The following is a 26,741-nucleotide window of genomic DNA, read 5'->3' as shown; positions in this document are numbered from 1 at the left end:
AGACCGGTGAACAGACCGGCTCCACCCGACCGACGCACCGCCGGTGCAACCCGACCGACCGCTCCGCCGGAAAACCACTCTGGCGTGACGCCGCACGAGACCGTCACGAAAGGGCGTACGTGGTAGCCACGAATACCCGTCAGACCGCCGACTCGGCCGACGCCGACGCCGACGCCACCACTCCGGCCAAGAAGGCTCCGGCCAAGAAGGCCGCTGCCAAGAAGGCCCCGGCGAAGAAGGCCGTCGCCAAGAAGGCTCCGGCCAAGAAGGCTGCCGCCAAGAAGGCGCCCGCCAAGAAGACCGCCGCCAAGAAGGCGACGTCGGCCGAAGGTGGCGAGGAGCAGCTCGACGACGAGTCGATCGAGCTCGACGATCTCGGCGACCTCGAGGTCTCCGAGGACGAGCTCACCGACGGTGACGCCCTGGTCGAAGAGGTGGCCGAGGACACCGCCGAGGAGACCGAGACCGAGGAGCCGTCCGAGAAGGACAAGGCTTCCGGCGATTTCGTCTGGGACGAGGAGGAGTCCGAAGCGCTGCGTCAGGCGCGCAAGGACGCCGAGCTCACCGCCTCCGCCGACTCCGTGCGCGCCTACCTCAAGCAGATCGGCAAGGTCGCGCTGCTCAACGCGGAGGAGGAGGTCGAACTCGCCAAGCGGATCGAGGCGGGCCTGTTCGCCGCGGAGAAGATGCGCGAGTTCGCCGAGGCGGGCGAGAAGCTGTCGGTGACCACCCGCCGCGACTTCAACTGGATCGTGCGCGACGGCAACCGGGCCAAGAACCACCTGCTCGAGGCCAACCTCCGGCTGGTGGTCTCGCTGGCCAAGCGCTACACCGGTCGCGGCATGGCGTTCCTGGACCTGATCCAGGAGGGCAACCTCGGCCTGATCCGCGCGGTCGAAAAGTTCGACTACACCAAGGGTTACAAGTTCTCGACCTATGCGACGTGGTGGATCCGTCAGGCCATCACCCGCGCCATGGCCGACCAGGCCCGCACCATCCGTATCCCGGTGCACATGGTCGAGGTCATCAACAAGCTCGGCCGCATCCAGCGCGAGCTGCTCCAGGACCTGGGCCGTGAGCCCACGCCGGAGGAGCTGGCCAAGGAAATGGACATCACGCCGGAGAAGGTGCTGGAGATCCAGCAGTACGCGCGTGAGCCGATCTCGCTGGACCAGACCATCGGCGACGAGGGCGACAGCCAGCTGGGTGACTTCATCGAGGACTCCGAGGCCGTCGTCGCGGTCGACGCGGTGAGCTTCACCCTGCTACAGGATCAGCTGCAGTCGGTGCTGGAGACGCTGTCCGAGCGTGAGGCGGGCGTGGTGCGCTTGCGCTTCGGCCTCACCGACGGCCAGCCGCGCACCCTCGACGAGATCGGCCAGGTCTACGGCGTGACGCGTGAGCGCATCCGTCAGATCGAGTCGAAGACCATGAGCAAGCTGCGCCACCCGAGCCGCTCGCAGGTACTGCGCGACTACCTCGACTAGCGCCGACGACACGAGAGCCCGTGTCCATCTTCGGATGGGCACGGGCTTCTTTATTTCCGAATGCACGTGCCGATCGGTCGGTATTCCCCATGAGCCGAATTCGGTAACCGTTTCGTGATCAAACCCACAGTGACGGATTGCGCTGTGAACGACGTGGATTCGCGATCTTCGCCGTATCGTCACTCCCAGCTTTTCGTTCTACCGCCGGCCGGTCAGCGGTACTGGCATTGAGGGTTTTCGCGGCGTGCTCGACATCTATCACTTCAGCTACGGCTGGATCACTCCCGTTCTCGCGTATTTCATGTCCGTCACCGGATGCCTGCTCGGCCTGCAGTGCGCGGCCCGCGGCCGCAACGCGGTGGAGGGACGGGTCGGCTGGCTGATCGGCGCCGCGATCGCGATCGGCGGGACCGGCATCTGGGTCATGCATTTCATCGCGATGCTCGGCTTCTCCATCCGGGGCGCGGAGATCCGCTTCGACATTCCGCTGACGCTGTTCAGCGCGATCACCGCGATGGTCGTCGTCGGGATCGGGCTGTTCATGGTCAACAAGCCCCAGCCCACGCTGCGCTCGCTGCTGGCGGGCGGGACGATCACCGGGCTCGGCGTCGGCACCATGCACTACTCCGGTATGTACGCGATGAAGTCGACGGCGACGGTGAGCTACGACGCGAAGTTCGTCACCCTGTCGATGGTGATCGCGGTGGTCGCCTCGATCGTGGCGCTCTGGTTCACTCTGCGCGTCAAGGGTTTCCTCGCGACGGTCGGCGCGGCGGTCATCATGGGCGTCGCGGTCTGCGGCATGCACTACACCGGCATGGCCGCCATGCACGCCCACTCGAACCATCTGGCGGCGCCGCCCGCCGGCTCGGGTGCGATGGACCTGCTGGCCCCGCTGATCGGTGTCAGCAGCATCGTCACCATGCTGGTGCTGATCAGCGTGAGCCTCACCGAGATCGAGAACGAGGAGGCGCTGCCGCGGATGTGGCTGACCTCCCGCCGCCGGCCCCAGCCCCGCCCGCAGCGCGAGGTCACGCCGGTGGCACCGATGCCGCCGCACCCCTACGTGGAGCACCACACCGAGGAACTGGTCTACGACGGCGTCGGCGCCTGGCCGCGCCGGGTCGTGGACTGATCAGCTCGGCGCCAGACCCACACGGCGCCGGGTGAATTCGACGACCGGCTCGACGACCCTGGCCGCGATCGGTCCGAGGATCGCCATCAGCAGCACATAGGCGGAGGCGAGTGCGGCCAGCCGGGGATCGACCTTGCCGTAGGCGACCGCCAGACCGGCGATGACGATGGAGAACTCGCCGCGCGCCACCAGCGCGGCGCCCGCCCGCGCGCGACCCATCCGGCGGATCCCCTGCCTGCTCGCCGCCCACCAGCCGACGCCCACCTTGGTGCCCGCGGTGACCACCGCCAGCGCCACCGCCCAGCCGAACACCGGCGGGATCGCGGCCGGATCGATGGACAGCCCGAAGGCGACGAAGAAGATCGCGGCGAACAGATCGCGCAGCGGCTCGAGCAGTTTGGCCGCCTCGTGCGCGGTGGAGCCCGAGATCGCGATGCCGAGCAGGAACGCGCCGACCGCGGCCGAGACGTTGAGCCCCGAGGCCGCGCCCGCCACCAGCAGCGCGGCGCCGAGCAGTTGCAGCAGGAACACCTCGCGGTCGGCGCTGTCGAGCACCGCCGAGACCACCCGCCCGAACCGCAACGCCACCACCAGCACCACCGAGATGGTCGCCAGTGCGACGGCCAGCGACATCAGCCCACTCAGCAGGCTCAGGCCCGCCAGCATCATGGTCAGGATCGGCAGGTATACCGCCATCGCCAGGTCCTCGAGCACCAGGATCGACAGGACCACGGGAGTCTCGCGGTTACCGAGGCGGCCGAGGTCGTCGAGCACCTTGGCGACGATCCCCGACGACGAGATGTAGGTGACGCCGCCGAGCACCACGGCGCCGGTCACGCCCCAGCCCAGGATCAGCGCCACCGCGGCGCCGGGCAGCGCGTTGGCCACCAGATCCACCAGGCCCGCTGCCCAGGAGCGCCGCAGACCGGTCATCAGCTCGGGGGCGGTGTACTCCAGCCCGAGCAGCAACAGCAGCAGCACGACGCCGATCTCACTGGCCAGGTGCCCGAACTCGGTGGCCGCCTCCAACTGCAGGTAACCGCCGCGGCCGAAGGCCAACCCACCCAGCAGGTACAGCGGGATCGGCGACATGCCGAACCGGCCCGCCACCCGCCCGCAGATCCCCAGCGCGAACAAGATCACACCGAGCTCGAGCAGAGCCAGGGCCTGCGAGGTCACGGCGGTCAGCCGTGCGCGAGGATCTTCGCGGCCGCGTCCAGGCCGTCCGGGGTGCCGACGACCACGAGCAAGTCACCCTCGGTGAAGGTGAAGTCGGGGCCGGGCGACGGGTGCAGCTGACCGGCGCGCATCACCGCGACGATCGAGGTCTTGGTGCGGGTGCGCATCGCGGTCTCACCGAGTGTGCGTCCCGCGTAGGGCGATTCGTCCCCGATCGCGAGCTGCCGGGTGGTGATGCCCGGCAGATCGCGATGGTCGTCGTTGAGTTTGGCGACCAGCTGCGGCGCGCCGAGCAGGTTCGCCAGCACCGACGCCTCGTCGGTGGACAGCGGCACCTGAGCCGCGATCGCGTCCGGGTCGTCGGGTTTGGACACGATCAGGTCGATGTCACCGTCGCGGTGGGCGACCACCCCGACGCGACGTCCCGACTTGACCTCGAAATCCTTGCGCACTCCGATCCCCGGTAGCGCTGTGACGTCGACGTTCACCCCTCCACAGTAGCCGCGCACCCCGCGCCGATGTGGCCTACGCCACTGTGCCGCGCCGGGGCGTATCGAAGCGGCCGTCCGGTCCCGGCAAATACGTGGCGGCCTCGAGCACGGCGGCGACGGGCAGCGGGGCATAAAGATGCGGGAACAACATCGAGGCCGGATCGGTCGGCACGCCCGGCTCCCAGCGCACCTCGCCGGTGAACCGGGCCGGGTCGAGCCACAGCACCACGAGGTCGGTGCGGCCCGCGAAGAGCCGGTTTGCGGGCAGATGGACCTGAGCGGGCGTGGACAGGTGCACGAAGCCGCTCTCCGACAGCGAGGGCGGTCGGCGCTCGCCTGCCCGTTGTGCGTCGTCCCATTCTTGGGAAGTACACAGGTGAACCAGCGTGTGAGTGTCGGACGTCACGGGTAATCTCCGGGTAGACAACAGGATCGGACGTTCACGACCCTGTCACAGGATGATCGGTACGGCGCACTTCGAGGTCGCTCGGGACGTAACGAGCAACACCGCAGCGAGCGACATATCGGTGAGTGACAGGAGCGAGTGGGAGGTGGCAGCGACGGCACCGCGAGTGGTCGGCGAGGGCTCGTGACCACGACCAGCACATGTTCGCTTTCAGCGAAACCGCAGGTCGTGTTATCGAAAACACAAAGATTCACTTCCGGGAACAAAGCCTGAACCCCGAACGTCTGACAAAGTAGTCGTACCCCTGCTGGGAAGTAGCGGACGCGAGCCACGTGGAGTGACCACGGGGCCCACACCTAGGCGAACGGCCACGCAGCGCCGGGAGCCGGGACGGAGGAGTCATGCCAGGAACCCTGACCAGCACCCCACTGACCGCGGTCGATCGTTGCGATCGTTGCGGGGCGGCTGCCCGAGTGCGTGCCGTTCTTCCCGCGGGTGGCGAGTTGCTCTTCTGCCAGCACCACGCGAATGAACACATGGACCGTTTGCGCGAGCTCGAAGCCGTGATCGACACGGAATCCGCTCCCGCTCTCTGACCACTCCTCGCGTCCGAAACAACAACATCTGACAACAGAACACCCGACAGCGGGCGATCCGGAATCCGGACGCCCGCTGTTGCGTGTCCGGGATCAGCCCGCGGCGTCGGCGAGGATGCCGTCGACCAGCGTCGCGACCCCGTAGACGAAGGCACCGTCGGGATCGGCCGGTGCCTGGTAGTGCTCGCCGACAGTGGTGCCGACGCGCCCGGCCAGCGGGAACTCCTCGGCGGGCATCACCTGGGCCAGCAGGGGGCCGTGCACCTGCCACCAGTCCGCGTCGCTGAGCTGGGCCGTCGCGCCCGCCGCCGCGACGGCGAGGCGGGCGTTGCCGGTGGCGAAGTCGGTGAGCACCGCGATCGCGCGGTCCATCGCGAGGTCGTCGAGCCCGATGCCCTCGATCGCGGCGAGTTGACGTTCGTAGCGGCGCATCCTGGCCGGGCCGAGGACCTGCCGCCACGGCGAGACCCCCAGCAGCCAGGGATGGGCGATCAGCTCGGACCGGATCCGGGTAGCGACGGCGATCATCCGGTCGCGGATCGGCAGGTCGGCCGGGATCGGCGGGTCGTCGGCGGCGACGGCGTCGACCATGAGCACCAGCAGCGCGTCCTTGCTGGGGACATAGGTGTAGAGGCTCATGGCGCGCAACCCGAGTTCGGCGGCGACCGCGCGGATCGTCAGCTTCTCGATGCCGTCCCGGTCGGCCAGCGCGATGCCCGCGGCGACCACCGCGTCGACCGTGACACCGGGTTTCGGGCCGCGCGCGCCCGGCTTGGCCGGCAGGGCGTGCCGCCACAGCAGTTCGAGGATGCGGGTGGCCTGTGCGGTGGATTCGTCGCCGTCGGTGGGCACGCGCCGTCCTTTCTGGCGGTCGGGAACAAACTCAGTACAGTGTACGTTGTTAGGTCGTTCGTGCTGCCCGATCAGAGGAGACCGCTCTGCCCGCCACCCAGGCCACCTATCTCCCCGACCGTCACCTGTTCGCCCTGTGGACCTGGACCGGCCACGGCGCCGGTCCCGCGCCGACGGACGTCGGCGACCAGGAACGGCTCACCCTCGCGCTGCCGGTCGGCGAGCGCGGCGCGATCGAGCCGACCGAGATCCCGGCGGCCGTGGTGACACCCACCGAGCTGGCCGCGCTGGCCGCCGTCGACCTCGCGCCGTCGACGCTGGCGTGGCGTGCCCTGCTCGGCCCGGACGCCGAGGTCCGACCCGACGCGGCCGCCGACCTGCCCGTCGCCGCCCATGCCGTCCCCGATGCCGTCGGCACCGCGGTCTGCTCGGCGCAGCGGGCGGTCCGGGTACTGCGGGAGACCGAAGTGGCCGCCGTCGAGCTGGCCGGGCTGCTCGACGCCACCCTGCGCCCCTACCAGGTACGGGGGGTGAGCTGGTTGCGCGAGACCGTCGCCGCCTACGGCGGTGCGGTACTGGCCGACGAGATGGGTCTCGGCAAGACCGTGCAGACCATCGGGTTCCTGCGGGGCCGGGCCGACGGGCCGCAACTGGTGGTATGCCCGACCTCGCTGGTGGGCAACTGGGTGCACGAGATCGCGCGGTTCGCGCCGGATCTGACCGCCGTGTCCTGGCGCGGCGGCGAGGTGCCCGCCGCGCCCGGCACGATCGTGGTCACCGGATATCCGACGCTGCGCCTGCACGGGGCCGCGTTGACCGAGACCTCCTGGGCCACCGTGGTGTTCGACGAGGCCCAGGCACTGAAGAATCCGCGCACCCAGGTGTCGCGGGCCGCCAAGGCACTCCCCGCCGACGCCAAGGTCGCGCTGACCGGCACGCCGGTGGAGAACCATCTCGACGAGCTGTTCGCGCTGCTGCACCTGACCGTGCCGCGACTGTTCGCCCACCGCACCCAGTTCCGGCGCCGGTTCGTCAAACCGATCGAGGAGGGATCGGCCGCGGCGGCGGCCCGGTTGCGCGACGCGGTGGAACCGGTCGTGCTCGGGCGTAAGAAGCTCCAGGTCGCGGCGTCGCTGCCGGCGAAGATCCACAGCGACCTGCTGTGCGATCTGACCGCCGAGCAGGAACGGGTGTACGACGCGGTGCTCGCCGAGGCGCTCGACGAGGGCTTCGGGTCCGGTCTGCAGCGTCAGGGCCGCGTGCTCGCCGCGCTCACCGGGCTCAAACAGGTGTGCAACCATCCCGGGCTGGTCTCCGGCGATCTGGACGAACTCGCCGGGCGCTCCGGCAAACTCGACCTCTGCACCGACATCGTGGCCACCAATCTCGACACCGGCGACCCCACCCTGCTCTTCACCCAGTACCGGGCGACCGGCGAGCTGCTGGTGCGCCATCTCGCCGAACAGTTCGGCGTCACCGCGCCGTTCTTCCACGGCGGGCTCGACGCCGACCAGCGGGCCGGGATCGTCACCGCGTTCCAATCACCGGACGGTCCACCGGTGCTCGTGCTGAGCCTGCGCGCCGCGGGCACGGGCCTGACCCTCACCCGCGCCGCCGACGTGATCCACTTCGATCGCTGGTGGAATCCGGCCGTCGAGGCGCAGGCCTCCGACCGGGCCCATCGGATCGGGCAGACCCGCACCGTCACCGTCACCACGCTGACCAGTTCGACCACCGTCGAGGAGCACATCGCCGCCATGCACACCCGCAAGTCGGCGCTGACCGACCTGTCCGACGCGGCCGGCATCGCCGAACTGGCCCGCCTCGACGACGACGCGCTGGTCGACATCCTGCGCCGGAAGCGAGCGAACTGATGCCCGACAACGAATTCGGCTTCACGCCCTGGGGCCGGGACTGGGTCCGGCTGGCCGAGCCGCTGCGCCAGACCAAGCCGGAACCGCTGCTGCCCCGCGCCCGCAGCATCGCCCGCAATCACGGCGTCCGCACCGAGATCGAGGGGCGCACGGTCCGCGCCCATCTGCATCGAGGTGGTCAGGCCTCGATCGCCCATGTCGAGGTGGTGCCGCTGACGCGGGCCGCGGTGACCACGATCGCGCACACGATCCCCGACCCCTCGGTGATCACCGACGAGATGCACCGTGCGCTGCTGGACGTGGGCCACTCGCCTGCTCCGGCCCTGGCCGGCACCGACTGCTCGTGCTCGGCGCGCACCGCCCGGTGCGTGCACATCCTCGCGGTGCTGTACACGATCGCCCGGCAGGTCGACGAGAACCCGCGGCTCGCCCTGGAGCTGCAGGGCTACTTCGACGCGACCGACGACACCGAGGCACCCGTCCAGGAGCACCGCTGGACCAGCGTCCATGCTCTCGATCCGACGCGGTTCTTCGCGGTCTGACACATCGGGGCGGCGCCGGGCGGTCTGCCGGCCCGCTCAGGCGTTGGTGCCGCCGTCGATGGTGATCACCGCGCCGGTGATGGTCCGCCCGGCGGGACCGGCGAGGAACGCGACGAGATCGGCGACGTCCTCGGGCGTGCCGAAACGGCCCAGCGCGCTGAACTCCCGCTGGACCGGCGCGTGATCGCTGCCCGCCGGGTTCATGTCGGTGTCGGTGGGTCCCGGCTGCACCAAGTTGACGGTGATCCCGCGCGGGCCGAGTTCGCGGGCCAGCGCCTTGGTGTAGCCGTTGAGCGCCGACTTGCTCAGGTTGTAGAGCGCCAGGCCGCCGAAGAGCGCGCGATCGGTCAGGTTCGACCCGATGGAGATGATCCGTCCACCCTCGCCCAGATATGCCAGCGCGGCCTGGCCTGCGACGAACGGGGCGCGGGCGTGGATACCCAGTGTGCGGTCGATCTCGTCGAGCCCGAATTCCCCGTACGGCTTGGCCGGAAAGATGCCCGCGTTGTTCACCAGCACGTCCAGCCCGCCCAGGTCCCGGGCGGTGCGGTCGACCGCGGCGACGATCTGCTCGGCGTCGGCGCTGTCGGCCCGGATCGGCACGGCCCGCCTGCCCAGCGCCTCGATATCGGCGGCGACGACCTTCGCGGCGACCTCGTCGCGCTGATAGGTGAACGCCACGTCGGCGCCCGCGCCCGCCAGTGCGCGGGCGATGGCGGCGCCGATCCCCCGGCTGCCGCCGGTCACCAGGGCCACGGTGCTGCTCGTCATCGGTTCGCTCCTTTGTGTAGTGATCAGTACACAAATAGCCAAGCGCACGACGACGGGGCGCGTCAAGAGTTTCTTATCGATCGACACAGAATTCACCGGCCTGCGGCGCAGGGGTATATTTGTCGGTCGACACAGAAAGGTTCGCCATGGCAGAACGCGGCCGCCCGCGCGGTTTCGACCGCGACATCGCCCTGCGGCGTGCCATGGAGGTGTTCTGGGAGCGCGGCTACGACGGCGCCTCGATGGCCGACCTCACCACCGCCATGGGCATCAACTCCCCCAGCCTCTACGCCGCCTTCGGCGACAAGGAAGCCCTGTTCCGCGCCGCGGTCGAGCTCTACGGCCGCACCGAAGGGTCACGCACGGCACGGGCCCTGCGCGAGGAACCCACCGCCTACACCGCCATCGAGGCGATGCTGCGCGACAACATCACCGTCTACACCGATCCCGAGCTGCCGCACGGTTGCATGGTGGTCCTGGCAGGCGCGACCTACACCACGCGCAACGCCTCGGTCCGCGCATTCCTCGCCGAAGCCCGCCGGCACACCACCGCCGACATCCGGGCGCGGCTCGACCGCGGCGTCGCCGACGGCGACCTGCGGCCCGGCACCGACACCGCCGCGCTGGCGGCGCTGTACAGCACCGTCCTCTACGGGCTCTCGATCCAGGCCAGAGACGACGTCGGCCATGCCGAGCTCAGCGCCGCCGTCGACAGCGCCCTCGAGGTACTCGCGGCGTCGACGACGTAGCCGACGCGCTACTGACGCCGCAGGGCGGCGATGCGCTCGGTCAGCTGATCGGCGGTGGCCAATGCCGTGGGTGGGCCACCGCATTCGCGACGGAGCTCGCCGTGGATCACGCCGTGCGGTTTGCCGGTGCGATGGTGGTGCATCGCGACCAGGCTGTTGAGTTCCCGGCGCAGTTCGCCCAGCTTGTCCGACGTCGCGACCCGTTCGACGACCGCTGCGGGCGCGGGAGCGACGGCCTCCTGGGCACTGCGATCGGCGAGCTGACGCGTCTGCCGCTCGCGCAGCAGCGCGCGCATCTGGTCGGCGTCGAGCAGACCCGGGATGCCCAGGTAGTCGGCCTCCTCGTCGCTGCCGGCGATGGTGGCGGTGCCGAAGGACGAGCCGTCGTAGATCACCTGGTCGAGCTCGGCGTCGGCGGCCAGGGCGACGAAGGACTTCTCCTCCTCGCCCGGCTCGTCCTTGGTCTTGTTCGCGTCGATGAGCAGCTCGTCGTCGAGCGCGTTCTTCTCGCGATGTGGCTTGCCGATGACGTGATCGCGCTGCAACTCGAGCTGGGCGGCCAGGTCCAGCAGCACCGGCACCGACGGCAGGAAGACACTGGCGGTCTCGCCGGGCTTGCGCGCACGCACGAACCGGCCGATGGCCTGAGCGAAGTACAGCGGGGTCGACGCGCTCGTCGCGTACACGCCGACGGCCAGGCGCGGCACGTCGACGCCCTCGGACACCATGCGCACCGCGACCATCCACGGCTGGGTGCCCTTGGCGAACTCGTCGATACGGCTCGAGGACTGCGGGTCGTCGGAGAGCACCACGGCGGGCCGCTCGCCCGAGATGTGTTCCAGCAGTTCGGCATAGTCGCGGGCACGTTCCTGGTCGGTGGCGATCACCAGGCCGCCCGCGTCGGGGATGCCCGAGGCGCGCAGCTGGCGCAGCCGGGTGTCGGCCGCGCGCAGCACCGCCGAGATCCAGTCGCCCGCCGGGTCCAGGGCGGTGCGCCAGGCGCGCGCGGTCTGCTCGGCGCTGAGCGGTTCGCCGAGGCGGGCGGTGTGTTCCTCGCCCGCGCTGTCGCGCCAGTGCGCGTCACCGGAGTAGGCCAGGAAGACCACCGGGCGCACGACGCCGTCGGCGAGGGCGTCGGCGTAGCCGTAGGAGTGGTCCGCGCGCGACCGCGGGAAGCCGGCCTCGTCGGGCTCGTAGGTGACGAAGGGGATCTTGGAATCGTCGCTGCGGAACGGGGTTCCGGTCAGCGCGAGCCTGCGCGTCGCGTCGCCGAAGGCCTCCTCGGTGGCCTCGCCCCAGCTCTTGGCGTCGCCCGCGTGGTGGATCTCGTCGAGGATCACCAGGGTGCGGCGGTTCTCGGTGCGCACCCGGTGCCGCGCGGGATGGGCTGCGATCTGGGCGTAGGTCACCACGACGCCGTGATAGTCGCCGGAGGTGCCGCCGGTGCTGTTGGAGAAGCGCGAGTCGAGCTGGATGCCGGAGCGGGCGGCCGAGGCGGCCCACTGGTGCTTGAGGTGCTCGGTCGGCGCGACGACGGTCACCTGATCGACCGTACGATCGGCCAGCAACTCCGCGGCTACCCGCAGCGCGAAGGTGGTCTTACCGGCGCCGGGGGTCGCGACCGCGAGGAAGTCACGTGGCTTGGTGGCAAGGTATTTCGTGAGCGCGCGCCGCTGCCAGGCGCGCAGGGAGCCACCCGGCGCACCCCCCGCGGCCGCATCGCCCGGTGTACCCGCTTCTCTCGCCGCAGCGACGCCACCCGACCCAGTCACGCAGACGACCCTAGCCGCCCGATGCGGCGTGTCGCCAAACCGACGCGGGGTGGGCGACCGGCATCACAACACAGCCCGAGGTCACCGGCCATTTACCTGTTACCCGCCGACACGATGCCCGGCCCGCACCACGCGGACCGCCGAGGTGCGGGATGCTGGAGACACGATGAGCAACGACCAGATCCGGGCAGCCGATGCGGCACACCCGCCGCAGGCACCCCTGCCCGGCGGTCTACCCGCGCAGCCAGTGACCGCGGCCGGGGCCGACGGGCAACGTCCCCGCGAACACACCCGGGTGGTGCGGTGGCTGCTCATGGTGTGGCGGCTGGTGGTCCGGGTGTCGCAGAAGTGCTGGAACAACTCGATCTTCGCCAAGTCGGCCGCCGCCGCCTTCTGGCAGACGCTCTCGCTCGCGCCGCTGCTGCTCGGCCTGCTCGGCAGCCTCGGCTACGTGGGCGGGCTGTTCGGGCCCGACACGGTGCAGATCGTGGAGGCCAAGATCATCGCGTTCAGCCGGGAGTTCTTCAGCCCGTCGGTCGTCTCCGACCTGATCGAACCCACCGTCGACGACGTGCTGGGCCGCGGCCGCGGCGCCGTGGTGTCGGTGGGCTTCGTGCTGTCGCTGTGGGCCGGGTCCTCGGCGATGGCGACCTTCGTCGACGCGATCGTGGAGGCCCACGACCAGCAGGACGCCCGGCACCCGGTCTGGCAGCGGATCTTCGCGCTGCTGTTGTACGTGCAGTTCCTGGTCGCGGCGGTGCTGATCCTGCCGGTGATCGCGCTCGGACCCACCCGGATCGGCCGGGTGCTGCCCGAGGCCTGGCGCGAACCCGGCCTGCGCCTGATCGACACGTTCTACTACCCGATCGTCGGCTTGCTGCTGATCGTCGGGCTGACCACGCTCTACAAGCTGGCCCTGCACAAGTCGCTGCCCTGGCACCGGCTCTTCGGCGGCGCACTGGTGGCGGGGGTGTTCTTCATGGGCGCCAGCGATCTGCTGCGCCGGTATCTGGCCTGGATCACCGCCACCGGCGTCAGCTACGGCGCGCTGGCCACCCCGATCGCGTTCCTGCTGTTCACCTATTTCCTCGGCTTCGCGGTGATTCTCGGCGCGGAGTTCAACGCCGCGGTGCAGGAATTCTGGCCGGCCAGGGCCACCCGGATGGAGCAGGTCAAGGAATGGTTCAGCAATCAGGTCCGCGGTGACGACGACGAACGCGAGAACGACGGACGCGACGAAGCGGCCGACGCCTCACCCGAGGCGCCGACCACACCGATCACCGAACCCGCTCAGTCGCCGCCCTTGCGCAGGCCGTCGTAGACCTTCTTGCAGTCCGGGCAGACCGGTGAGCCCGGCTTGGGCGAACGCGTCACCGGGAAGACCTCGCCGCACAGCGCGACGACCATCGTGCCCATCACGGCACTCTCGGCGATCCGGTCCTTCTTCACGTAGTGGAAGAACTTGGGGACGTCGTCGCCGGTCGTCTCGTCGGTCGTGGTTTCCGGGCGTACCAGAGTGTCTGTACTCACGCCTTCCATGATGCCGCATCCCGAGCGCGCACCGCTGACCAGCCGCGTGTGCGTTCGTCGGCGGCGAGTGGAAGACTCGGGGTATGCAGTCCCACGGCGACACCCCCGGCGCCGACGAGCCGACACCGGACCCGGAGGTGACGATGCCCGCCGCGCCGAGTTCCTCGCGCGGCTATTTCCCGGGCGCCGACGCCAAGCACCCGGTGCTCATCACCGAGGCCGCGCCGTCACTCGACGACCAGCATCGCGCCCGCGTCCGCCGCTACACGATCATCATGGCCTTCCGCATCCCCTGCCTGATCCTGGCCGCGGTCGCCTACAGCGCGTTCGAGAACCCGCTGATCTCGATTCTGATCATCGTGGCCTCGGTGCCGCTGCCGTGGATCGCCGTGCTCATCGCCAACGACCGTCCGCCGCGCACCAAGGACGAGCCGAGCCGCTGGGACGGCCGCGCGAACCAGATCGCGCTGGACTCACGTCCGCACAAGGCCATCGACGGCTGACGGCCGCCGCACCAGCATCGACATCAGCGCCGCCAGGCCGCACAGCGCGCCGGCGAGGTACCAGGCCAGGTCGTAGGAGCCCTGCAGGTCGCGAATGAGACCCGCGCCGGTGGCCGCGATCGCCGCGCCGACCTGATGGGCGGCGAACACCCAGCCGAACGCGATCGGCCCGTCGGCGCCGAACAGTTCCCGGCACAGCAGCACGGTCGGCGGGACGGTGGCGATCCAGTCCAGGCCGTAGAAGACCACGAACACCCACATGCTCGGCTGGGTGTGCGGGCCGAGCAGCGAGGGCAGGATCAGCAGCGAGAGCCCGCGCAGCGAGTAGTACCCGAGCAGCAGGTAGCGCGGATCGACGCGGTCGGAGAGCCAGCCCGAGGCGATGGTGCCCGCCACGTCGAAGATCCCGACCAGCGCCAGCAGGCCCGCCGCGGTGGTCGGCGGCATGCCGTGGTCGTGGGCCGCGGTCACGAAGTGCGTGCCGACCAGGCCGTTGGTGGAGGCGCCGCATACCGCGAAGCCGCCTGCCAGCAGCCAGAATCCGGGCCTGCGCGCAGCCGAGGCCAGTACCCGCAGCGCCCGGCTCGCGCCACCGGCGACCGCGACGCGCACCCCCGCGTCCGATCCCGCGGGTGCGCCGTAGGCCCGCACCCCGACATCGCTCGGGTAGTCCCGCACGAACAGCCACACCAGCGGCACCACAACCAGTGCCACGGCCGCCACGATGACCGCGGGCAGCCGCCAGCCGTGCGCGTGCGCCAGCATCGAGACCAGGGGCAGGAACACCAGCTGACCGGTCGCGCCCGCGGCGGTGAGCACGCCGGTGACCAGACCGCGGCTGCGCACGAACCAGCGGCCGGTGATGGTGGCGACGAACGGCATCGACATCGAGCCGACGCCCACTCCGACCAGCAGACCCCAGGTCGCCACCAGCTGCCAGGCCTGGGTCATGAACACCGTCAGCCCGCTGCCCGCCGCGATCAGCACCAGTGCCGCGCACACCACCCGGCGGATGCCGAAGCGATCCATCAACGCGGCCGCGAACGGTGAGATCACCCCGTAGAGCAGCATGTTCAGCGACACGGCCGCCGAGATCGTCGCGTGTGACCAGCCGAACTCGACGTGCAGCGGGTCGATCAGCACGCTGGGCACCGATCGGAAGGCGGCGGCGCCGAGCAGGGCGACGAAACCGACGCCCGCCACGATCCAGGCCGGGTGCGGGGCGCGACCGCGCCGATCGGTGGCGTCGGGGACGGCCGGGGCGCCCTCGGCCGGGTCGTCGCCGGCGGGCGGCAGGGGTGCGCGGAGATCGGTCACCGGAACAGGGTGCCGGAACCTCGCGGCACGAACGAGTGGCCGCGATGACATCTTTCGCAGATATCCTGCCAACCCGCGGTCCGGCGTGATCACGGTCGACAGCGCGCCCACGGCCGCCTACCGTGCGGACAGGACCTCCGGTCCGGGCCGGTACTTCGTCGGCCCCACCGCGTACCCGATCCATCTCGAAACGGAGACAGCATGATTCGCTGGACGTGGGCCTTTCTCGACCGCCCCGCCGCCGGTTTCGACGACTGCGTCCGGTTCTGGGCGACGGTCACCGGCTCCACCGTGTCCGAACCTCGTGGCGCGCAGGGCGAATTCGTCACCCTGCTCCCGGCCGCCGGTCCCGCCTGGCTCAAGATGCAGCGCGTCGGTGGCGACGGCGGCGTCCACCTCGATCTCGATGTCGACGACATCCCCGCCGCGATGGCGACCGCGACCGATCTCGGCGCCCGGGTCGTCACGGTCGAACGCGACTACACGGTGCTGGAATCGCCCGCCGGACAGACATTCTGCTTCACCCCGGTGCACGCCGATGCCCCCGCGCCCGAGGACGAGACGCCGCCGCCGGTCGTCGTCTCGACCGCGCCGGACGGCACCGTGACCCGCCTCGATCAGATCTGCCTCGACCTGTCCCCCGCCGACATCGCGACCGACACCGTGTTCTGGCGAGCGCTGACCGGCTGGACCCACCAGCCGGGCCGCCGCCCCGAATTCTCCCGCCTGCGTGGCCCCGACCAGCCGCTGCACTTGCTGCTCCAGCGTCTCGACGAGGCCCGGCCCGCCGGCGCCCACCCCGACCTGGCCTCCTCGGACATCGCCGCCACCGCCGCCTGGCACGAATCCCTGGGCGCCACCCGGGTCGCCGACGGCGAACGCTGGATCGTGCTGCGCGACCCCGGTTCCGCGGTCTACTGCGTCACCGGCCGTGACCCCTATACCGGCTGACACAGCGGCAACCGGGCCCACCTTCGTCACTGTCGCGCGTTCGCCCGGCGGCCGAGTGCCCCGGGCGCATCACCCGGGCGGGGGTAGCGACACCGCCGACCACCCGCCGGGGGACGCATCCGCCGACGGCCTGCGGTCGCACGGTCCGGCGTGGCGCGCGACACGCGGCCGTAGCTGGTCGATCCGGGCACGCGCCGCCCTGGCACAGTAGGCGGGTGTCTACGAACCCCACCGCCACCGGTTCCCTGCTCACCGCGCTGTGCCCGGACCTGCGCACGGCGTTGATCCGCGTCGGCTACGACGCCGACACACTGGTGGAGGCGCTGGGTCCCGACGTGCACGCCGCGCTGGGCCGCTCCGAGCCGGTGCCCGTGCGCCGGGTGGCACGTGCGGCGGGCGAGCTGGGCACGCTGATCCGGCTGCTGCTGCTCGGTGACGCGCTGCCCGCACGCGAGGTCGCCGCCGCGCTGTCGCCGGTCCGGATCGACGACGCCGTCGCGGCGGGTCTGCTGGCCCGCGACGGTGACGAGCTCAGGGCCGCACTGGATCTGCGCCCGCTCGACACCGGCGCCGGCACCCGCTGGATCCTGTCCGACCTCGACGATTCGATGCGCAGGCGCACCCTCACCGAGGACCATGTGCTCGGGGTCGGGCACGCCTCGCTGTCGCTGCTGCGCGCCACGCCGACCGAACCGGTGGGCACCCTGCTGGACCTGGGCACCGGCTGCGGCGTGCAGGCCGTGCACGCGGCGAGCTACGCGGGCCGGGTCACCGCCACCGATGTCAACTCCCGGGCGCTGTGGCTGGCCGAGGCCACCGCCGCGCTGAACGAACTCGACATCGAACTGCTCGAAGGGTCCTGGTTCGAGCCGGTCGCGGGCCGCACCTTCGATCAGATCGTGGCCAATCCCCCGTTCGTGGTGGGCCCCGCGCGCATCGAGCACACCTACCGCGACTCCGGGCTCGCGCTGGACGGCGCCAGCGAGCTGGTGATCGGGCAGGCGCCCGGCTTGCTGGCCCCCGGTGGCACCGCGGCCATGCTCGCCGCCTGGGTGCATATCGAGGGCCAGGACTGGCGGCAGCGGGTGTCGTCGTGGCTGCCCGCCCACGGCGTCGACGCCTGGGTCGTGCAGCGCGACGTCGCCGATCCGGCACTCTATGTGGGTACCTGGCTGCGCGACGCCGGGCTGGACCCGCGCGACCCGGCCGCCCAGGCCAGGGCCGAGGCGTGGCTGGCGGCGTTCGAGGCCGCCGATGTCGAGGGCATCGGGTTCGGGTTCGTCTACCTGCACGCCATCGACGGGCCGACCGAGCTGATGGCCGAGGACCTCACCCACGGCTTCGACGATCCGCTCGGTGACGAGGCGCCCGCCTACTTCGCCCGCTCGGCCTGGCTGCGCGCCGTGGCCGCCGACGACCGCCTCGCCTGGACCTCCCGTTTCGCCCCGAGCCCGGCCACCGCCCTGGAACGGGTGTATCTGCCCGGCGAGCACGGGTGGGAGGAGCAGGTCGCGCGGCTGCATCGCGGCGACGGTCCGCGCTGGCAGCACGAGGTCGACGAGTCCACGGTGGCCCTGATCGCGGGAATGCGACCGGACGGTCTGCCGTTGTACGAACTGCTCGAACTGCTGGCCCTCGCCGAGGGCGCCGACCAGGTGACCCCGGAGTTCGCCGCCCAGGCACTCGGTGTCGTGGCCGGTCTGGTGCGCCACGGATTGGTGCGACCCGTCTGAGCCGACCGGCGGTGGGGGCCGAGTTCCGGCCACGGTGCTCTTCTCAGGAACTTCTCAGCCGTACAGGTGTGAACACGCAGCTCAGAGCGGTTTATCACCAGCGCGATCGGGAACTTTCTCTAAGTCGGGTCCGTTGATCGGAGTGAGACACCACCGACAGGAGGCAAGTCATGACAAGCCCCGCCACTACTCGTGTGCGCCCCAGCGAGTCCGATATCGACGCCCAGAGCCCGGCCGCCGACCTGGTACGCGTGTACCTGAACGGAATCGGCCGCACGGCACTGCTCACGGCGGCCGACGAGGTCGAGTTGGCCAAGCGTATCGAGGCGGGCCTGTATGCCCAGCACCTGCTCGAGACGGGTAAGCGGTTATCGGCGACCCGCAAGCGTGATCTGGCGATTCTGGTCCGCGAGGGGCAGGCCGCCCGCTCGCATCTGCTCGAGGCCAACCTGCGCCTGGTCGTCTCACTGGCCAAGCGCTACACCGGCCGCGGTATGCCGCTGCTCGACCTGATCCAGGAGGGCAACCTCGGACTGATCCGCGCGATGGAGAAGTTCGACTACGCCAAGGGCTTCAAGTTCTCCACCTACGCCACGTGGTGGATCCGCCAGGCCATCACCCGAGGCATGGCCGATCAGAGCCGTACGATCCGGCTCCCCGTGCACCTGGTCGAGCAGGTCAACAAGCTCGCCAGGATCAAGCGTGAACTGCATCAGCAGCTCGGCCGCGAGGCCACCGACGCCGAACTCGCCAACGAGTCGGGCATCCCGGTGGAGAAGATCGCCGACCTGCTCGATCACAGCCGCGACCCGGTCAGCCTCGACATGCCGGTCGGCAACGACGAGGAAGCCCCGTTGGGCGACTTCATCGAGGACTCCGAGGCCACCTCCGCCGAAAGCGCGGTCATCGCCGGCCTGCTGCACCACGACGTGCGCAGCGTCCTGGCCACCCTCGACGAGCGCGAACAGCAGGTCATCCGTCTGCGCTTCGGCCTCGACGACGGCCAGCCCCGCACCCTGGACCAGATCGGCAAGCTGTTCGGGCTGTCCCGCGAGCGGGTCCGCCAGATCGAGCGCGAGGTCATGTCCAAGCTGCGCAAGGGTGAGCGCGCCGATCGGCTGCGCGCCTACGCCAGCTGATCCCCGAGAACCCGACGGCCCCGCGGGGTCGTCTGCCGAAACGCCGACCGGTGTCCGCGACCTCTCCCCTCCGGGGTCGCGAGCCGGTCGGCGTTGTTCGTCGGGGACCCCCGCTCAGGCCAGTCGGCGCGGACCGGTGTCGAACCGGCTCGGCTCCGGGCCGATCCGGGCGCGCGCGTAGATGATCTCGGCCGAAGACGGCGCCGCGAGCACCGGATCGCAGGACAACTCGCGCATCTGCGGGATGTCGTCGAACAGGGCCGAGATGCGTTGCGCCAGTTCGGCCAGCGCCGCCTTGTCGACCGCCGGTCCGGCCTGCCCACCGGACAGCAGCGGCGCGGCGCGTGGCGCCTCGATCAGGGCCACGGATTCCTCGGCGGTGAGCGGCAGCGCGCGGAACGCGCGGTCCCCGAGCAACTCGATGATCAGGCCCGAGAGCCCGAATTCGATCACCGAACCGAACGAGGGGTCGTCGGTGACGCGCAGGACACAGCCCATGCCCTTGGTCGCCATCTTCTGCACGTGCAGCAGCGGATCGCCGCAGATCTCGACCAGATCGGTGTAGGCCTGGCGGACCGCGTCAGGCGTCCACAGGTCCAGGCGCACCCCGAGCAGGTCCGGCCTGCGCCGCCACAACTCCCCGGTGGCCTTCGCCGCGACCGGATAGCCCAGTTCCTCGCCGGCCGCCACTGCCTGCTCGGCGTCGCGCACCGCCCGGAACTCGACCACGTCGATGCCGTAGCAGCCCAGCAGCCGCACCGTTTCCTCGTCGGTGAGCCAGCGCCCACCCGAATCCGCCAGCCAGCCCGCCACCAGGTCCGCCGCGGCCGCGGTGTCGATGCCCGGCGGTCGCACGACCGGGGAGACCGGCCGGTCCCGCCAGCGGGCGTACCGCTCGACCCGGGCCAGCGCCCTGGCCGCGCGTTCCGGGTCCGGATAGGACGGGATCGAGCCCCTGGCCGGCGCGCCACCGGTCGTGCGCACCGCCAGCAGCTTCGGAATGCCCGACTCGGCGACGAAGGTGGTCAGCACCGGTTTGTCCTTGCCCGGCGCCGCCGCGGCCGCCGCCCGCAGCGCGTCGGCGAAGCCGGCCATCGGTACCGGCACCGGCGGGGCCACGACGACGATCACGGCGTCGACCTCGTCACTGCGCAGCGCGGCCTGCACCGCCTCCCGGTAGTCGGCCGGGGTCGCCTCCGGGCCCAGATCCACCGGCCCGTCGACCGGCGCGCTGTGGACGGTGCGCTCGGTCGGCCGCACACCGGGTCCACGATCCACGACCGAGGCGGGCCGGCGCACCCGCAGGCCTTCGCCGTGCGCGGCATCGATGGCCAGCCAGTTCAGCGCGGCGCTGTTGCCGACCACCGCCACCCGTGGCCCGCGCGGCAACGGCTGACACGCCAGCAGCGCCGCACAGTCGAACAGTTCCGAGATGGAGTCGACCTGGATGATCCCGGCCTGGGCGAACAGGTCACGCACCACCGTGCGATCCATATCGGCGCCCGCGGCCAGCCTGCCGCTGCTCACCGCCACGATCGGCTTGCCCCGCGCCACCCGCCGGGCCAGCCGGGAGAACTTGCGCGGATTACCGAAGCTCTCCAGGTACAGCAGGATCACCTCGGTATCGGCGGCGGTGTCCCAGAACTGCAGCAGATCGTTGCCGGAGACATCGGCGCGGTTACCCGCCGACACGAACGTCGACAAGCCGAGATTGCGCGCCGCGGCCTCCCCCAGGATCGCCGCGCCGAGCGGGCCGGACTGGCAGAAGAACCCGATCCGCCCGCGCTCGGGCAGCACCGGGGCCAGGGTGGCGTTGAGGCCCACCGCCGGGTCGGTGTTGGCGATGCCGAGTGCGCTGGGCCCGACCACCCGCATACCGTGGCCGCGCGCCGCGGCGACCAGCTCGTGTTCGGCGGCCAGGCCCTCGGGCCCGGTCTCGCCGAAGCCGGCCGTGAGCACCACCAGGCCCTTCACCCCCTTGGCCATACAGTCGTCGAGCACCGACCCGATCGCGGCCGGAGGCACCGCGACGACCGCCAAGTCCACTTCGTCGGGGATCTCGCGGACCGTGGCGTAGGCGCGCACGCCTCGCACCGATCGGCGGTTCGGGTTCACCGGGAACACCGGCCCGCTGAAGCCGCCGGCGAGCAGGTTCGCCAGCACGGCGCCACCGACCCTGGTCCGCTCAGGCGAGGCGCCGATCACCGCCACCGACCCGGGCGCCAGCAGGTTGCCGACGCTGCGGGCCTCCGAGGCCGCCTCCCGCGCATCCCGCACGGTGCGCAGCGCTTCGGTGGGATCGATCGCGAACTCCAGGTGCACCTCGGCGCCGTCCCGACTGCGCTGCAGCTGATAGCCGGCGTCGCGGAACACGGTGATCATCGCCTCGTTCTCGGCGAGCACCTCCGCGACGAAGGCCATCACCTCGTTCTCGGCCGCCGCGCCGGCGAGGTGCTCGAGCAGCACCGAGCCCAGACCACGGCCCTGGTGCTCGTCGGCGACCACGAAGGCCACCTCGGCGGCGCGCGGGCCTCGACGATCGAGCAGTTCGTAGCGGGCGACGCCGATGATCGCGTCCCCGAGCAGGGCGACCAGCCCGACCCGATCGTGGTAGTCCACATGGGTGGTGCGGTACATGTCCTTGGGCGAGATCCGCGGGTACGGACCGAAATAGCGCAGATACCGGGTGCGATCCGACAGCGCGGCGTGGAACGTGGCCAGCGCCGGGGCGTCGGCGGGCACGATCGGGCGCACGCGGACCACGCCTCCGTCGGAGGCGAGCACATCGCCGTACCAGTGTTGGGGTGGCGCAGGCGGATTCGCGGGCGTATCGGGGGTGTCGGGCAGCAGCGGCTCAGTCACGAGGGTCCTCCGGGTCGAGCCCGAGCAGGGCGAAGCTCGCCCGCCGGGTGGCCGTGATCGCGGTGTCGATCGCCCGCTGGGCCCGGATCTGGCCCGCGTCGCCGACCTCCGGGGTGCCGCCTGGACCGTCCCAGGGCAGGTAGGCGGTGTCGCCGCCGTCGCCCATGCTGGTCGGCGGCTGCACCCGGGGCGCGGCGGCGCGGACCTGGTCGATCCAGCCGGCCGGGACCGGCGTCTCCGGCGCCAGCGGCCGGTCCAGAGCCGCGGCGAGCAGATGCGTCCAGGCGCGCGGTACCACCCGCACCACGCCGTACCCCCCGCCGCCGATGGCCAGCCAGCGGCCCTCGGCATGGCGGTCGGCCAGCTCGCGCATCGCCAGGAAGGCCGCGCGCTGGCCGTCCACGGTGAGTTCCAGGTCGGCCAGCGGGTCCTCGCGATGGGTGTCCACCCCGCACTGGCTGACGATGATCTGCGGCCGGAAGGCGGCCACCGCGCCGGGCACGACCGCGTGGAATCCACGCAACCACTGGGCATCCCGGGTGCCGGGCAGCAGCGGCAGGTTGATCGAGGTGCCCTCCGCCGCGCCGAGCCCGGTCTCGGTGGGCCAGCCGGTGTTGGGCCACAACGTCGCCGGATGCTGGTGCAGCGAGATCGTCAGCACCCGTGGATCGGCGTAGAAGGCACGCTGGACGCCGTCGCCGTGGTGGACGTCGACATCGAGGTAGGCGATGCGGTCGAAGCCGTGGTCGAGCAGCCACGAGATCGCGATCGCGGCGTCGTTGTAGATGCAGAAGCCGGCCGCGGCGTCGGGCATGGCGTGATGCATGCCACCACCGATGCTCACCGCCCGCCGGGTCCGCCCGGCCGCGATCTCCCCGGCGGCGGCGAGGGTACCGCCCACGATGACCGAGGCCGCCTCGTGCATGCGGGGGAAGATCGGGTTGTCGGCGGTTCCCAAGCCGTACATCGTGTCCTCGGGCGTCGGTGGTCCGTCACCGGCGCGCCGCACCGCCTCGATATAGGCGCTGCTGTGCACCCGCAGCAGGTCGGCCTGGGTGGCCGCGGCAGGTGCCAACGGCTCGACACCGTCGAGCACGCCCAGACTTTCGGCCAGCGACATGGTGAACTGCAGGCGCGCCGGTTTCATCGGGTGCTCCGGACTCCAGGTGTAGCCGAGGAATCGCTCGGTCCACACGACGGTCCCGGGCTCTTCGCTGTGCGGCGGCGTGACCATGCTCGCCACGCTAGTCGGAAGCAGCGACCCCCGTGACGCGTTGACATGCAGTAGAAATAGGGCCGCCGGTCCGGCGGGCGGACGGGCGTTCGCGCGTGGGTAGAATTCGTGCCGACGAAGGGGTAACAGGTGAAGGATCTGGTCGACACCACGGAGATGTATCTCCGTACCATCTACGACCTCGAGGAAGAGGGCGTGGTGCCGCTGCGGGCACGCATCGCCGAGCGGCTCGAGCAGAGTGGTCCGACGGTGAGCCAGACGGTCGCGCGGATGGAACGCGACGGCCTGCTGCTCGTCGCGGGTGACCGCCACCTCGAGCTGACCGACAAGGGCCGCGCCATGGCGGTCGCGGTGATGCGCAAGCACCGGCTCGCCGAGCGGTTGCTGGTCGACATCATCGGCCTCGACTGGCAGAACGTGCACGCCGAGGCGTGCCGCTGGGAGCACGTGATGAGCGAGGAGGTGGAGCGGCGCCTGATCGAGGTGCTCAACCACCCGACCACCTCGCCCTACGGCAACCCCATTCCCGGTCTGGACGAGCTCGGCCTCGGCGATACCCCCGCTGCCGAGGAGACGCTGGTGCGCCTGTCCGACCTGCCCAACGGCGCGCTGCACGCCGTCGTGGTGCGCAGGCTGGCCGAGCACATCCAGACCGACCCTGAGGTCATCGGCAGGCTGCGCGAGGCGGGTGTGGTGCCCGACGCGCGTGTCACCGTCGAGACCAAGCCGGGCGCGGTGCTGATCACGGTGCCGGGGCACAACGGTTTCGAACTGTCCGAAGAGATGGCGCATGCCGTCCAGGTGAGGCTGGTCTGATACGTGAAACTTCTGGTCACCGGCGGCGCCGGCTACGTGGGTGGCGTGTGCGCCGCAGTCCTGCTCGAGGCGGGCAACGAAGTGGTCGTCGTCGACGACCTGTCGACCGGTAACGCCGACGGCGTCCCGGCCGGTGCCCGCTTCGTCGAGGGCGACATCGCCGTCGCGGCGCCGGAGCTGTTGCGCGCCGAATCCTTCGACGGCGTGCTGCATTTCGCGGCGCAGTCGCTGGTCGGCGAGTCGGTGGAGCAGCCGGAGAAGTACTGGCACGGCAACGTCGTCAAGACGCTGACCCTGCTCGAGGCGATCCGCGAGACCGGTACCCCGCGCCTGGTGTTCTCCTCCACCGCCGCGACCTACGGCGAACCCGAGCAGGTGCCGATCACCGAGTCGGCGCCGACCCGCCCCACCAACCCCTACGGTGCGAGCAAGCTGGCCATCGACCACGCCATCACCTCCTACGCGGCGGCGCACGGCCTGGCCGCGACCAGCCTGCGCTACTTCAACGTGGCGGGCGCCTACGCCGGTCTCGGCGAGAACCGGGTCGTGGAAACGCATCTGATCCCCCTCGTGTTGCAGGTGGCGCTGGGCCACCGCAAGGCCATCTCCGTCTACGGCACCGACTGGCCGACGCCGGACGGCACATGCGTGCGTGACTACATCCACATCCGCGACCTGGCGCAGGCGCATCTGCTGGCGCTGTCCTCGTCGCAGCCCGGCAGCCACCGGATCCTCAATCTCGGCTCGGGCACCGGTTTCTCGGTGCGCGAGGTGATCTCGGCGTGCGAGCGGGTGACCGGCCTGCCGATCGAGGCGATCGACGCGCCGCGCCGCCCGGGCGATCCGGCGGTGCTCATCGCCTCCAGCGACCGCGCGATCGCCGAGCTGGACTGGCGGCCCGAGCACAACGATCTCGACGAGATCGTCTCCGACGCCTGGGAATTCCTGCGGTCGCTCGGCGACAAGGCGCACAGCGCGCGCTGATCTCCGCCGCTCGCCGTCCTCACCGGTGGAGCGGGCCGATGTCGACCCCCAGATCAGCCGCGATCTGGTGACCGCACTGCGCGAGTTTGCGCAGCCGTTCCGGCCGCAGCCCGCTCTGCAGCGAGGTCTCCAGCAGCACGGCCATCGGGTGGGTGGCATCGGCCTCCACCGCCGCGGCGAGGGCGACGCCGGCGAACGGCCCGTCCCCGCGCAGGTAGGCGCTGAAGCCCAGCAGTGCCGCGGCCTCGGCGCGGTCGGCGCCGGGCGTGGCCCGGGCGAGTTGAGCCCACAGCTGTTCGGCGGCCTCGGCGTGATCGCCCAGCGCCAGCCCGTACATCGCGTCCCGGATCGGCCGGTCGCGCAGCGTGGCCGCCAGCTGCGCGAGTTCGCGATCGGCACGCGGCGCGCCGGAGGCGGCGTCGGCGATCTGCCACAGGACCCATTCCAGCGCCCGGCGCTGATAGGCCGCCGTGTGCCCGGCCCGTGTCGCCGCGGACAGGCCACCGCGATAGCGCGCGACGGCCGGTCCGAGCCGGCGCCGCACCTCGGCGCACAGTCGTCGGTCGGGCCGCACCAGGGCGGTGAGTTCACCGCGCGAGCGGCGGATCTGTCTGCCGTCGAGCACGTGGGACAGCGCCACCATCGACGACGCCGGATCACCGACGACCCCGCCCGCGCCGCGATGGAACAGGTCGCGGAAGCGCGCCCCGGCCACGATCGAGGGCACCGACCAGGCCCCGCACACGGCGATCCCCTCGTCACCGAGTGCCTCGAGCAGCGACGCGGCCCGAAGCGCCTGCATCACCCCGCCCCCGGCCTCGTCGACGAACACCGCCAGCACCCCGCCGGCATGCTCACGCAGGCAGATCGATCCGACGCAGGCGGTGAACTGGCCGATCCGGTGCGGATCGGCGAGCGCGTCCAGATCGAATCGCACCACCGCCTCGATCGCCGTTGACCCGCCCGGGGCCGCCTCGTGCAGGACGGCGACGACCAGCGAGCGTTCGGGGACGAAGCCGAGCATCGCGGGCAAGGCGGCGATGAGCTCGCCGGGATCGTCCACCCGCAGCGACGGCTGCGGTGGTCCGGCGGGGTAGCCGGGGGTGGATTCGGCGCAGGTGAGTGCCCGGGGAAAGGGTCCGGAGCGAGTGGCCCGGCGGGTGGAGTTCGTCGACGATGTCATGGCTCCACCGTGCCCGTGGCCCCCGACGGCACCGGGCGCCCGACCTGGGCGTTGTGCTGCCCTGTTGACGGCCCCGCGGCTGGGGAGCGATCCCGGTCCCGGCGTCGCGCCCGGACCGAACCTGTCACCCCCGCGTGCTAGGGCCGCGGGTCAGACCCCGCGGACCCGGCGCACGGCGGTCGCGAACATCTCCGCGACGGCCTGCTGGTCGGGCAGGCCCGCGCCGAAGGTCATCGACGTCACCGTGATCCGCACGTCGCCGATCTGCCCGATCGTGGTCTGCATGGTCTGGGTCAGCCCGGCCCCGCCGACGTCGGGAACAACAGTGCGCCGCAACGACACCGCGTCGTCGGCGCCCGTCGGGCTCGTGGTGTCGAGCACGGTCGTGACGGTCGATTCCGCGCCCGCCCGGCTGACCCGGATCTGCTCGCACCCGGCGAGGCGGTCTCGCAGGCGCGCTGGCGCCTCGGTGGTGCGCGAGAGTTCGACGGTGAGCGTGGCCCGGCTCGCGTCGTCGTTGCCGACCGCGACCGCGGCCGGTTCGGCGCCGGGCTCGGGGTCCGGCGGCGTGCACTTCGCCGGGCGGACGGTGGCGCCCGCCCCCACCCCGTCCAGATCGCCCGCCGCCGCGGCCG

General features: G+C 71.1%; 24 protein-coding genes and 1 pseudogene. 13 read left to right on the top strand and 12 right to left on the bottom strand.

Going from position 1 to position 26,741, the window contains the following annotated elements:
* Positions 1-119: 119 nt before the first annotated feature.
* Complete coding sequence (locus ATM97_RS05990; RefSeq protein ID WP_218716938.1) at positions 120-1,487, top strand: RNA polymerase sigma factor; 1,368 nt, start codon at positions 120-122, stop codon at positions 1,485-1,487.
* 244 nt (positions 1,488-1,731) lie between these two features.
* Positions 1,732-2,622 (top strand): MHYT domain-containing protein, encoded by an 891-nt coding sequence (locus ATM97_RS05985; RefSeq protein ID WP_218716937.1) that lies wholly within the window; start codon positions 1,732-1,734, stop codon positions 2,620-2,622.
* Here the strand turns inward: ATM97_RS05985 and ATM97_RS05980 are convergent, their stop codons facing one another.
* The 3 genes from ATM97_RS05980 to ATM97_RS05970 are packed head-to-tail and all read right to left on the bottom strand — an operon-like array spanning position 2,623 to position 4,698.
* Positions 2,623-3,801: a cation:proton antiporter gene (locus ATM97_RS05980; RefSeq protein ID WP_218716936.1), complete on the bottom strand. Its 1,179-nt coding sequence runs from the start codon at positions 3,799-3,801 to the stop codon at positions 2,623-2,625.
* Positions 3,802-3,806: 5 nt separating this feature from the next.
* The gene (locus ATM97_RS05975; RefSeq protein WP_218716935.1) at positions 3,807-4,289 is read right to left on the bottom strand and encodes a TrkA C-terminal domain-containing protein; all 483 of its coding nucleotides are present in this window, start codon (positions 4,287-4,289) and stop codon (positions 3,807-3,809) included.
* Positions 4,290-4,326: 37 nt separating this feature from the next.
* A complete protein-coding gene (locus ATM97_RS05970) occupies positions 4,327-4,698 on the bottom strand; it encodes a DUF952 domain-containing protein (RefSeq protein WP_218716934.1) in 372 nt (123 codons plus the stop codon).
* Between the two features lie 401 nt (positions 4,699-5,099).
* Between ATM97_RS05970 and ATM97_RS34230 the strand changes: the two genes are divergently transcribed.
* Complete coding sequence (locus ATM97_RS34230; RefSeq protein ID WP_029903635.1) at positions 5,100-5,294, top strand: hypothetical protein; 195 nt, start codon at positions 5,100-5,102, stop codon at positions 5,292-5,294.
* A 93-nt stretch (positions 5,295-5,387) separates the two neighbouring features.
* Here the strand turns inward: ATM97_RS34230 and ATM97_RS05965 are convergent, their stop codons facing one another.
* Complete coding sequence (locus ATM97_RS05965) at positions 5,388-6,146, bottom strand: TetR/AcrR family transcriptional regulator (RefSeq protein WP_218716933.1); 759 nt, start codon at positions 6,144-6,146, stop codon at positions 5,388-5,390.
* A 125-nt stretch (positions 6,147-6,271) separates the two neighbouring features.
* Between ATM97_RS05965 and ATM97_RS05960 the strand changes: the two genes are divergently transcribed.
* Together ATM97_RS05960 and ATM97_RS05955 are read left to right on the top strand one after the other, a co-directional pair.
* Complete coding sequence (locus ATM97_RS05960) at positions 6,272-8,020, top strand: DEAD/DEAH box helicase (RefSeq protein WP_218716954.1); 1,749 nt, start codon at positions 6,272-6,274, stop codon at positions 8,018-8,020.
* Complete coding sequence (locus tag ATM97_RS05955) at positions 8,020-8,562, top strand: hypothetical protein (protein WP_218716932.1); 543 nt, start codon at positions 8,020-8,022, stop codon at positions 8,560-8,562. The genes ATM97_RS05960 and ATM97_RS05955 overlap by 1 nt, the downstream gene beginning before the upstream one ends.
* A gap of 36 nt (positions 8,563-8,598) precedes the next feature.
* On the opposite strand, the gene ATM97_RS05950 is transcribed toward ATM97_RS05955, so the two are convergent.
* Entirely contained in the window at positions 8,599-9,333 is a 735-nt protein-coding gene (locus tag ATM97_RS05950) for an SDR family NAD(P)-dependent oxidoreductase (RefSeq protein WP_218716931.1), read from the bottom strand.
* Between the two features lie 146 nt (positions 9,334-9,479).
* Here ATM97_RS05950 and ATM97_RS05945 point away from each other — a divergent pair, with 146 nt between their 5' ends.
* Entirely contained in the window at positions 9,480-10,082 is a 603-nt protein-coding gene (locus ATM97_RS05945) for a TetR/AcrR family transcriptional regulator (protein ID WP_218716930.1), read from the top strand.
* A gap of 8 nt (positions 10,083-10,090) precedes the next feature.
* Here ATM97_RS05945 and ATM97_RS05940 read toward each other — a convergent pair whose 3' ends face one another.
* Positions 10,091-11,854: a DEAD/DEAH box helicase gene (locus ATM97_RS05940; RefSeq protein ID WP_374104832.1), complete on the bottom strand. Its 1,764-nt coding sequence runs from the start codon at positions 11,852-11,854 to the stop codon at positions 10,091-10,093.
* 313 nt (positions 11,855-12,167) lie between these two features.
* On the opposite strand from ATM97_RS05940, the gene ATM97_RS05935 reads away from it, so the two are divergent.
* Positions 12,168-13,175, top strand: a complete 1,008-nt coding sequence (locus tag ATM97_RS05935) for a YihY/virulence factor BrkB family protein (protein ID WP_255587230.1) — start codon at positions 12,168-12,170, stop codon at positions 13,173-13,175.
* Here ATM97_RS05935 and ATM97_RS05930 read toward each other — a convergent pair.
* Positions 13,145-13,384: a DUF3039 domain-containing protein gene (locus ATM97_RS05930; RefSeq protein ID WP_189024012.1), complete on the bottom strand. Its 240-nt coding sequence runs from the start codon at positions 13,382-13,384 to the stop codon at positions 13,145-13,147. The genes ATM97_RS05935 and ATM97_RS05930 overlap by 31 nt on opposite strands.
* A gap of 143 nt (positions 13,385-13,527) precedes the next feature.
* Here ATM97_RS05930 and ATM97_RS05925 point away from each other — a divergent pair, with 143 nt between their 5' ends.
* The gene (locus tag ATM97_RS05925; protein WP_218716952.1) at positions 13,528-13,887 is read left to right on the top strand and encodes a DUF3099 domain-containing protein; all 360 of its coding nucleotides are present in this window, start codon (positions 13,528-13,530) and stop codon (positions 13,885-13,887) included.
* Here the strand turns inward: ATM97_RS05925 and ATM97_RS05920 are convergent.
* Positions 13,858-15,204, bottom strand: coding sequence for an MFS transporter (locus ATM97_RS05920; RefSeq protein ID WP_308248388.1), 1,347 nt, complete (start codon positions 15,202-15,204; stop codon positions 13,858-13,860). The genes ATM97_RS05925 and ATM97_RS05920 overlap by 30 nt on opposite strands.
* Before the next feature lie 201 nt (positions 15,205-15,405).
* Here ATM97_RS05920 and ATM97_RS05915 point away from each other — a divergent pair, with 201 nt between their 5' ends.
* The 3 genes from ATM97_RS05915 to ATM97_RS05905 all read left to right on the top strand — a co-directional run bounded on the left by ATM97_RS05915 (position 15,406) and on the right by ATM97_RS05905 (position 19,027).
* Positions 15,406-16,155, top strand: coding sequence for a VOC family protein (locus ATM97_RS05915; protein WP_218716927.1), 750 nt, complete (start codon positions 15,406-15,408; stop codon positions 16,153-16,155).
* A 215-nt stretch (positions 16,156-16,370) separates the two neighbouring features.
* Positions 16,371-17,888 (top strand): methyltransferase, encoded by a 1,518-nt coding sequence (locus ATM97_RS05910; protein WP_218716926.1) that lies wholly within the window; start codon positions 16,371-16,373, stop codon positions 17,886-17,888.
* 170 nt (positions 17,889-18,058) lie between these two features.
* Complete coding sequence (locus ATM97_RS05905; RefSeq protein ID WP_022566390.1) at positions 18,059-19,027, top strand: sigma-70 family RNA polymerase sigma factor; 969 nt, start codon at positions 18,059-18,061, stop codon at positions 19,025-19,027.
* A 114-nt stretch (positions 19,028-19,141) separates the two neighbouring features.
* On the opposite strand, the gene ATM97_RS05900 is transcribed toward ATM97_RS05905, so the two are convergent.
* Positions 19,142-21,889: a bifunctional GNAT family N-acetyltransferase/acetate--CoA ligase family protein gene (locus ATM97_RS05900; RefSeq protein WP_218716925.1), complete on the bottom strand. Its 2,748-nt coding sequence runs from the start codon at positions 21,887-21,889 to the stop codon at positions 19,142-19,144.
* Positions 21,882-23,123 (bottom strand): acetoin utilization protein AcuC, encoded by a 1,242-nt coding sequence (locus tag ATM97_RS05895; protein WP_218716924.1) that lies wholly within the window; start codon positions 23,121-23,123, stop codon positions 21,882-21,884. Before ATM97_RS05895 ends, ATM97_RS05900 begins: the two co-directional genes overlap by 8 nt.
* 129 nt (positions 23,124-23,252) lie before the next feature.
* Here ATM97_RS05895 and ATM97_RS05890 point away from each other — a divergent pair, with 129 nt between their 5' ends.
* Positions 23,253-23,939: a metal-dependent transcriptional regulator gene (locus ATM97_RS05890; protein ID WP_218716923.1), complete on the top strand. Its 687-nt coding sequence runs from the start codon at positions 23,253-23,255 to the stop codon at positions 23,937-23,939.
* 3 nt (positions 23,940-23,942) lie between these two features.
* Positions 23,943-24,923: a UDP-glucose 4-epimerase GalE gene (gene galE, locus ATM97_RS05885; protein WP_218716922.1), complete on the top strand. Its 981-nt coding sequence runs from the start codon at positions 23,943-23,945 to the stop codon at positions 24,921-24,923.
* A 19-nt stretch (positions 24,924-24,942) separates the two neighbouring features.
* Here galE and ATM97_RS05880 read toward each other — a convergent pair whose 3' ends face one another.
* A complete protein-coding gene (locus ATM97_RS05880; protein WP_218716921.1) occupies positions 24,943-26,106 on the bottom strand; it encodes a DUF4192 domain-containing protein in 1,164 nt (387 codons plus the stop codon).
* A gap of 150 nt (positions 26,107-26,256) precedes the next feature.
* A pseudogene (locus tag ATM97_RS05875) lies at positions 26,257-26,741 on the bottom strand (sensor domain-containing protein); the annotation flags it as partial.

Source organism: Nocardia sp. MH4 (assembly GCF_019266065.1).
GTDB lineage: Bacteria > Actinomycetota > Actinomycetes > Mycobacteriales > Mycobacteriaceae > Nocardia > Nocardia canadensis.
Note: the sequence above shows the minus strand (reverse complement) of the source record. Positions and strands in the feature narration are given on the sequence as shown.

Excerpts from the sequence above, each read along its gene's own strand:
- ATM97_RS34230 (WP_029903635.1), top strand. The coding sequence starts at position 5,100 with ATGCCAGGAACCCTGACCAGCACCCCACTGACCGCGGTCGATCGTTGC.
- ATM97_RS05955 (WP_218716932.1), top strand. The coding sequence starts at position 8,020 with ATGCCCGACAACGAATTCGGCTTCACGCCCTGGGGCCGGGACTGGGTC.
- ATM97_RS05950 (WP_218716931.1), bottom strand. The coding sequence starts at position 9,333 with ATGACGAGCAGCACCGTGGCCCTGGTGACCGGCGGCAGCCGGGGGATC.
- ATM97_RS05945 (WP_218716930.1), top strand. The coding sequence starts at position 9,480 with ATGGCAGAACGCGGCCGCCCGCGCGGTTTCGACCGCGACATCGCCCTG.
- ATM97_RS05935 (WP_255587230.1), top strand. The coding sequence starts at position 12,168 with ATGGTGTGGCGGCTGGTGGTCCGGGTGTCGCAGAAGTGCTGGAACAAC.
- ATM97_RS05925 (WP_218716952.1), top strand. The coding sequence starts at position 13,528 with ATGCCCGCCGCGCCGAGTTCCTCGCGCGGCTATTTCCCGGGCGCCGAC.
- ATM97_RS05915 (WP_218716927.1), top strand. The coding sequence starts at position 15,406 with ATGATTCGCTGGACGTGGGCCTTTCTCGACCGCCCCGCCGCCGGTTTC.
- ATM97_RS05905 (WP_022566390.1), top strand. The coding sequence starts at position 18,059 with ATGACAAGCCCCGCCACTACTCGTGTGCGCCCCAGCGAGTCCGATATC.
- ATM97_RS05895 (WP_218716924.1), bottom strand. The coding sequence starts at position 23,123 with ATGGTCACGCCGCCGCACAGCGAAGAGCCCGGGACCGTCGTGTGGACC.
- ATM97_RS05880 (WP_218716921.1), bottom strand. The coding sequence starts at position 26,106 with ATGACATCGTCGACGAACTCCACCCGCCGGGCCACTCGCTCCGGACCC.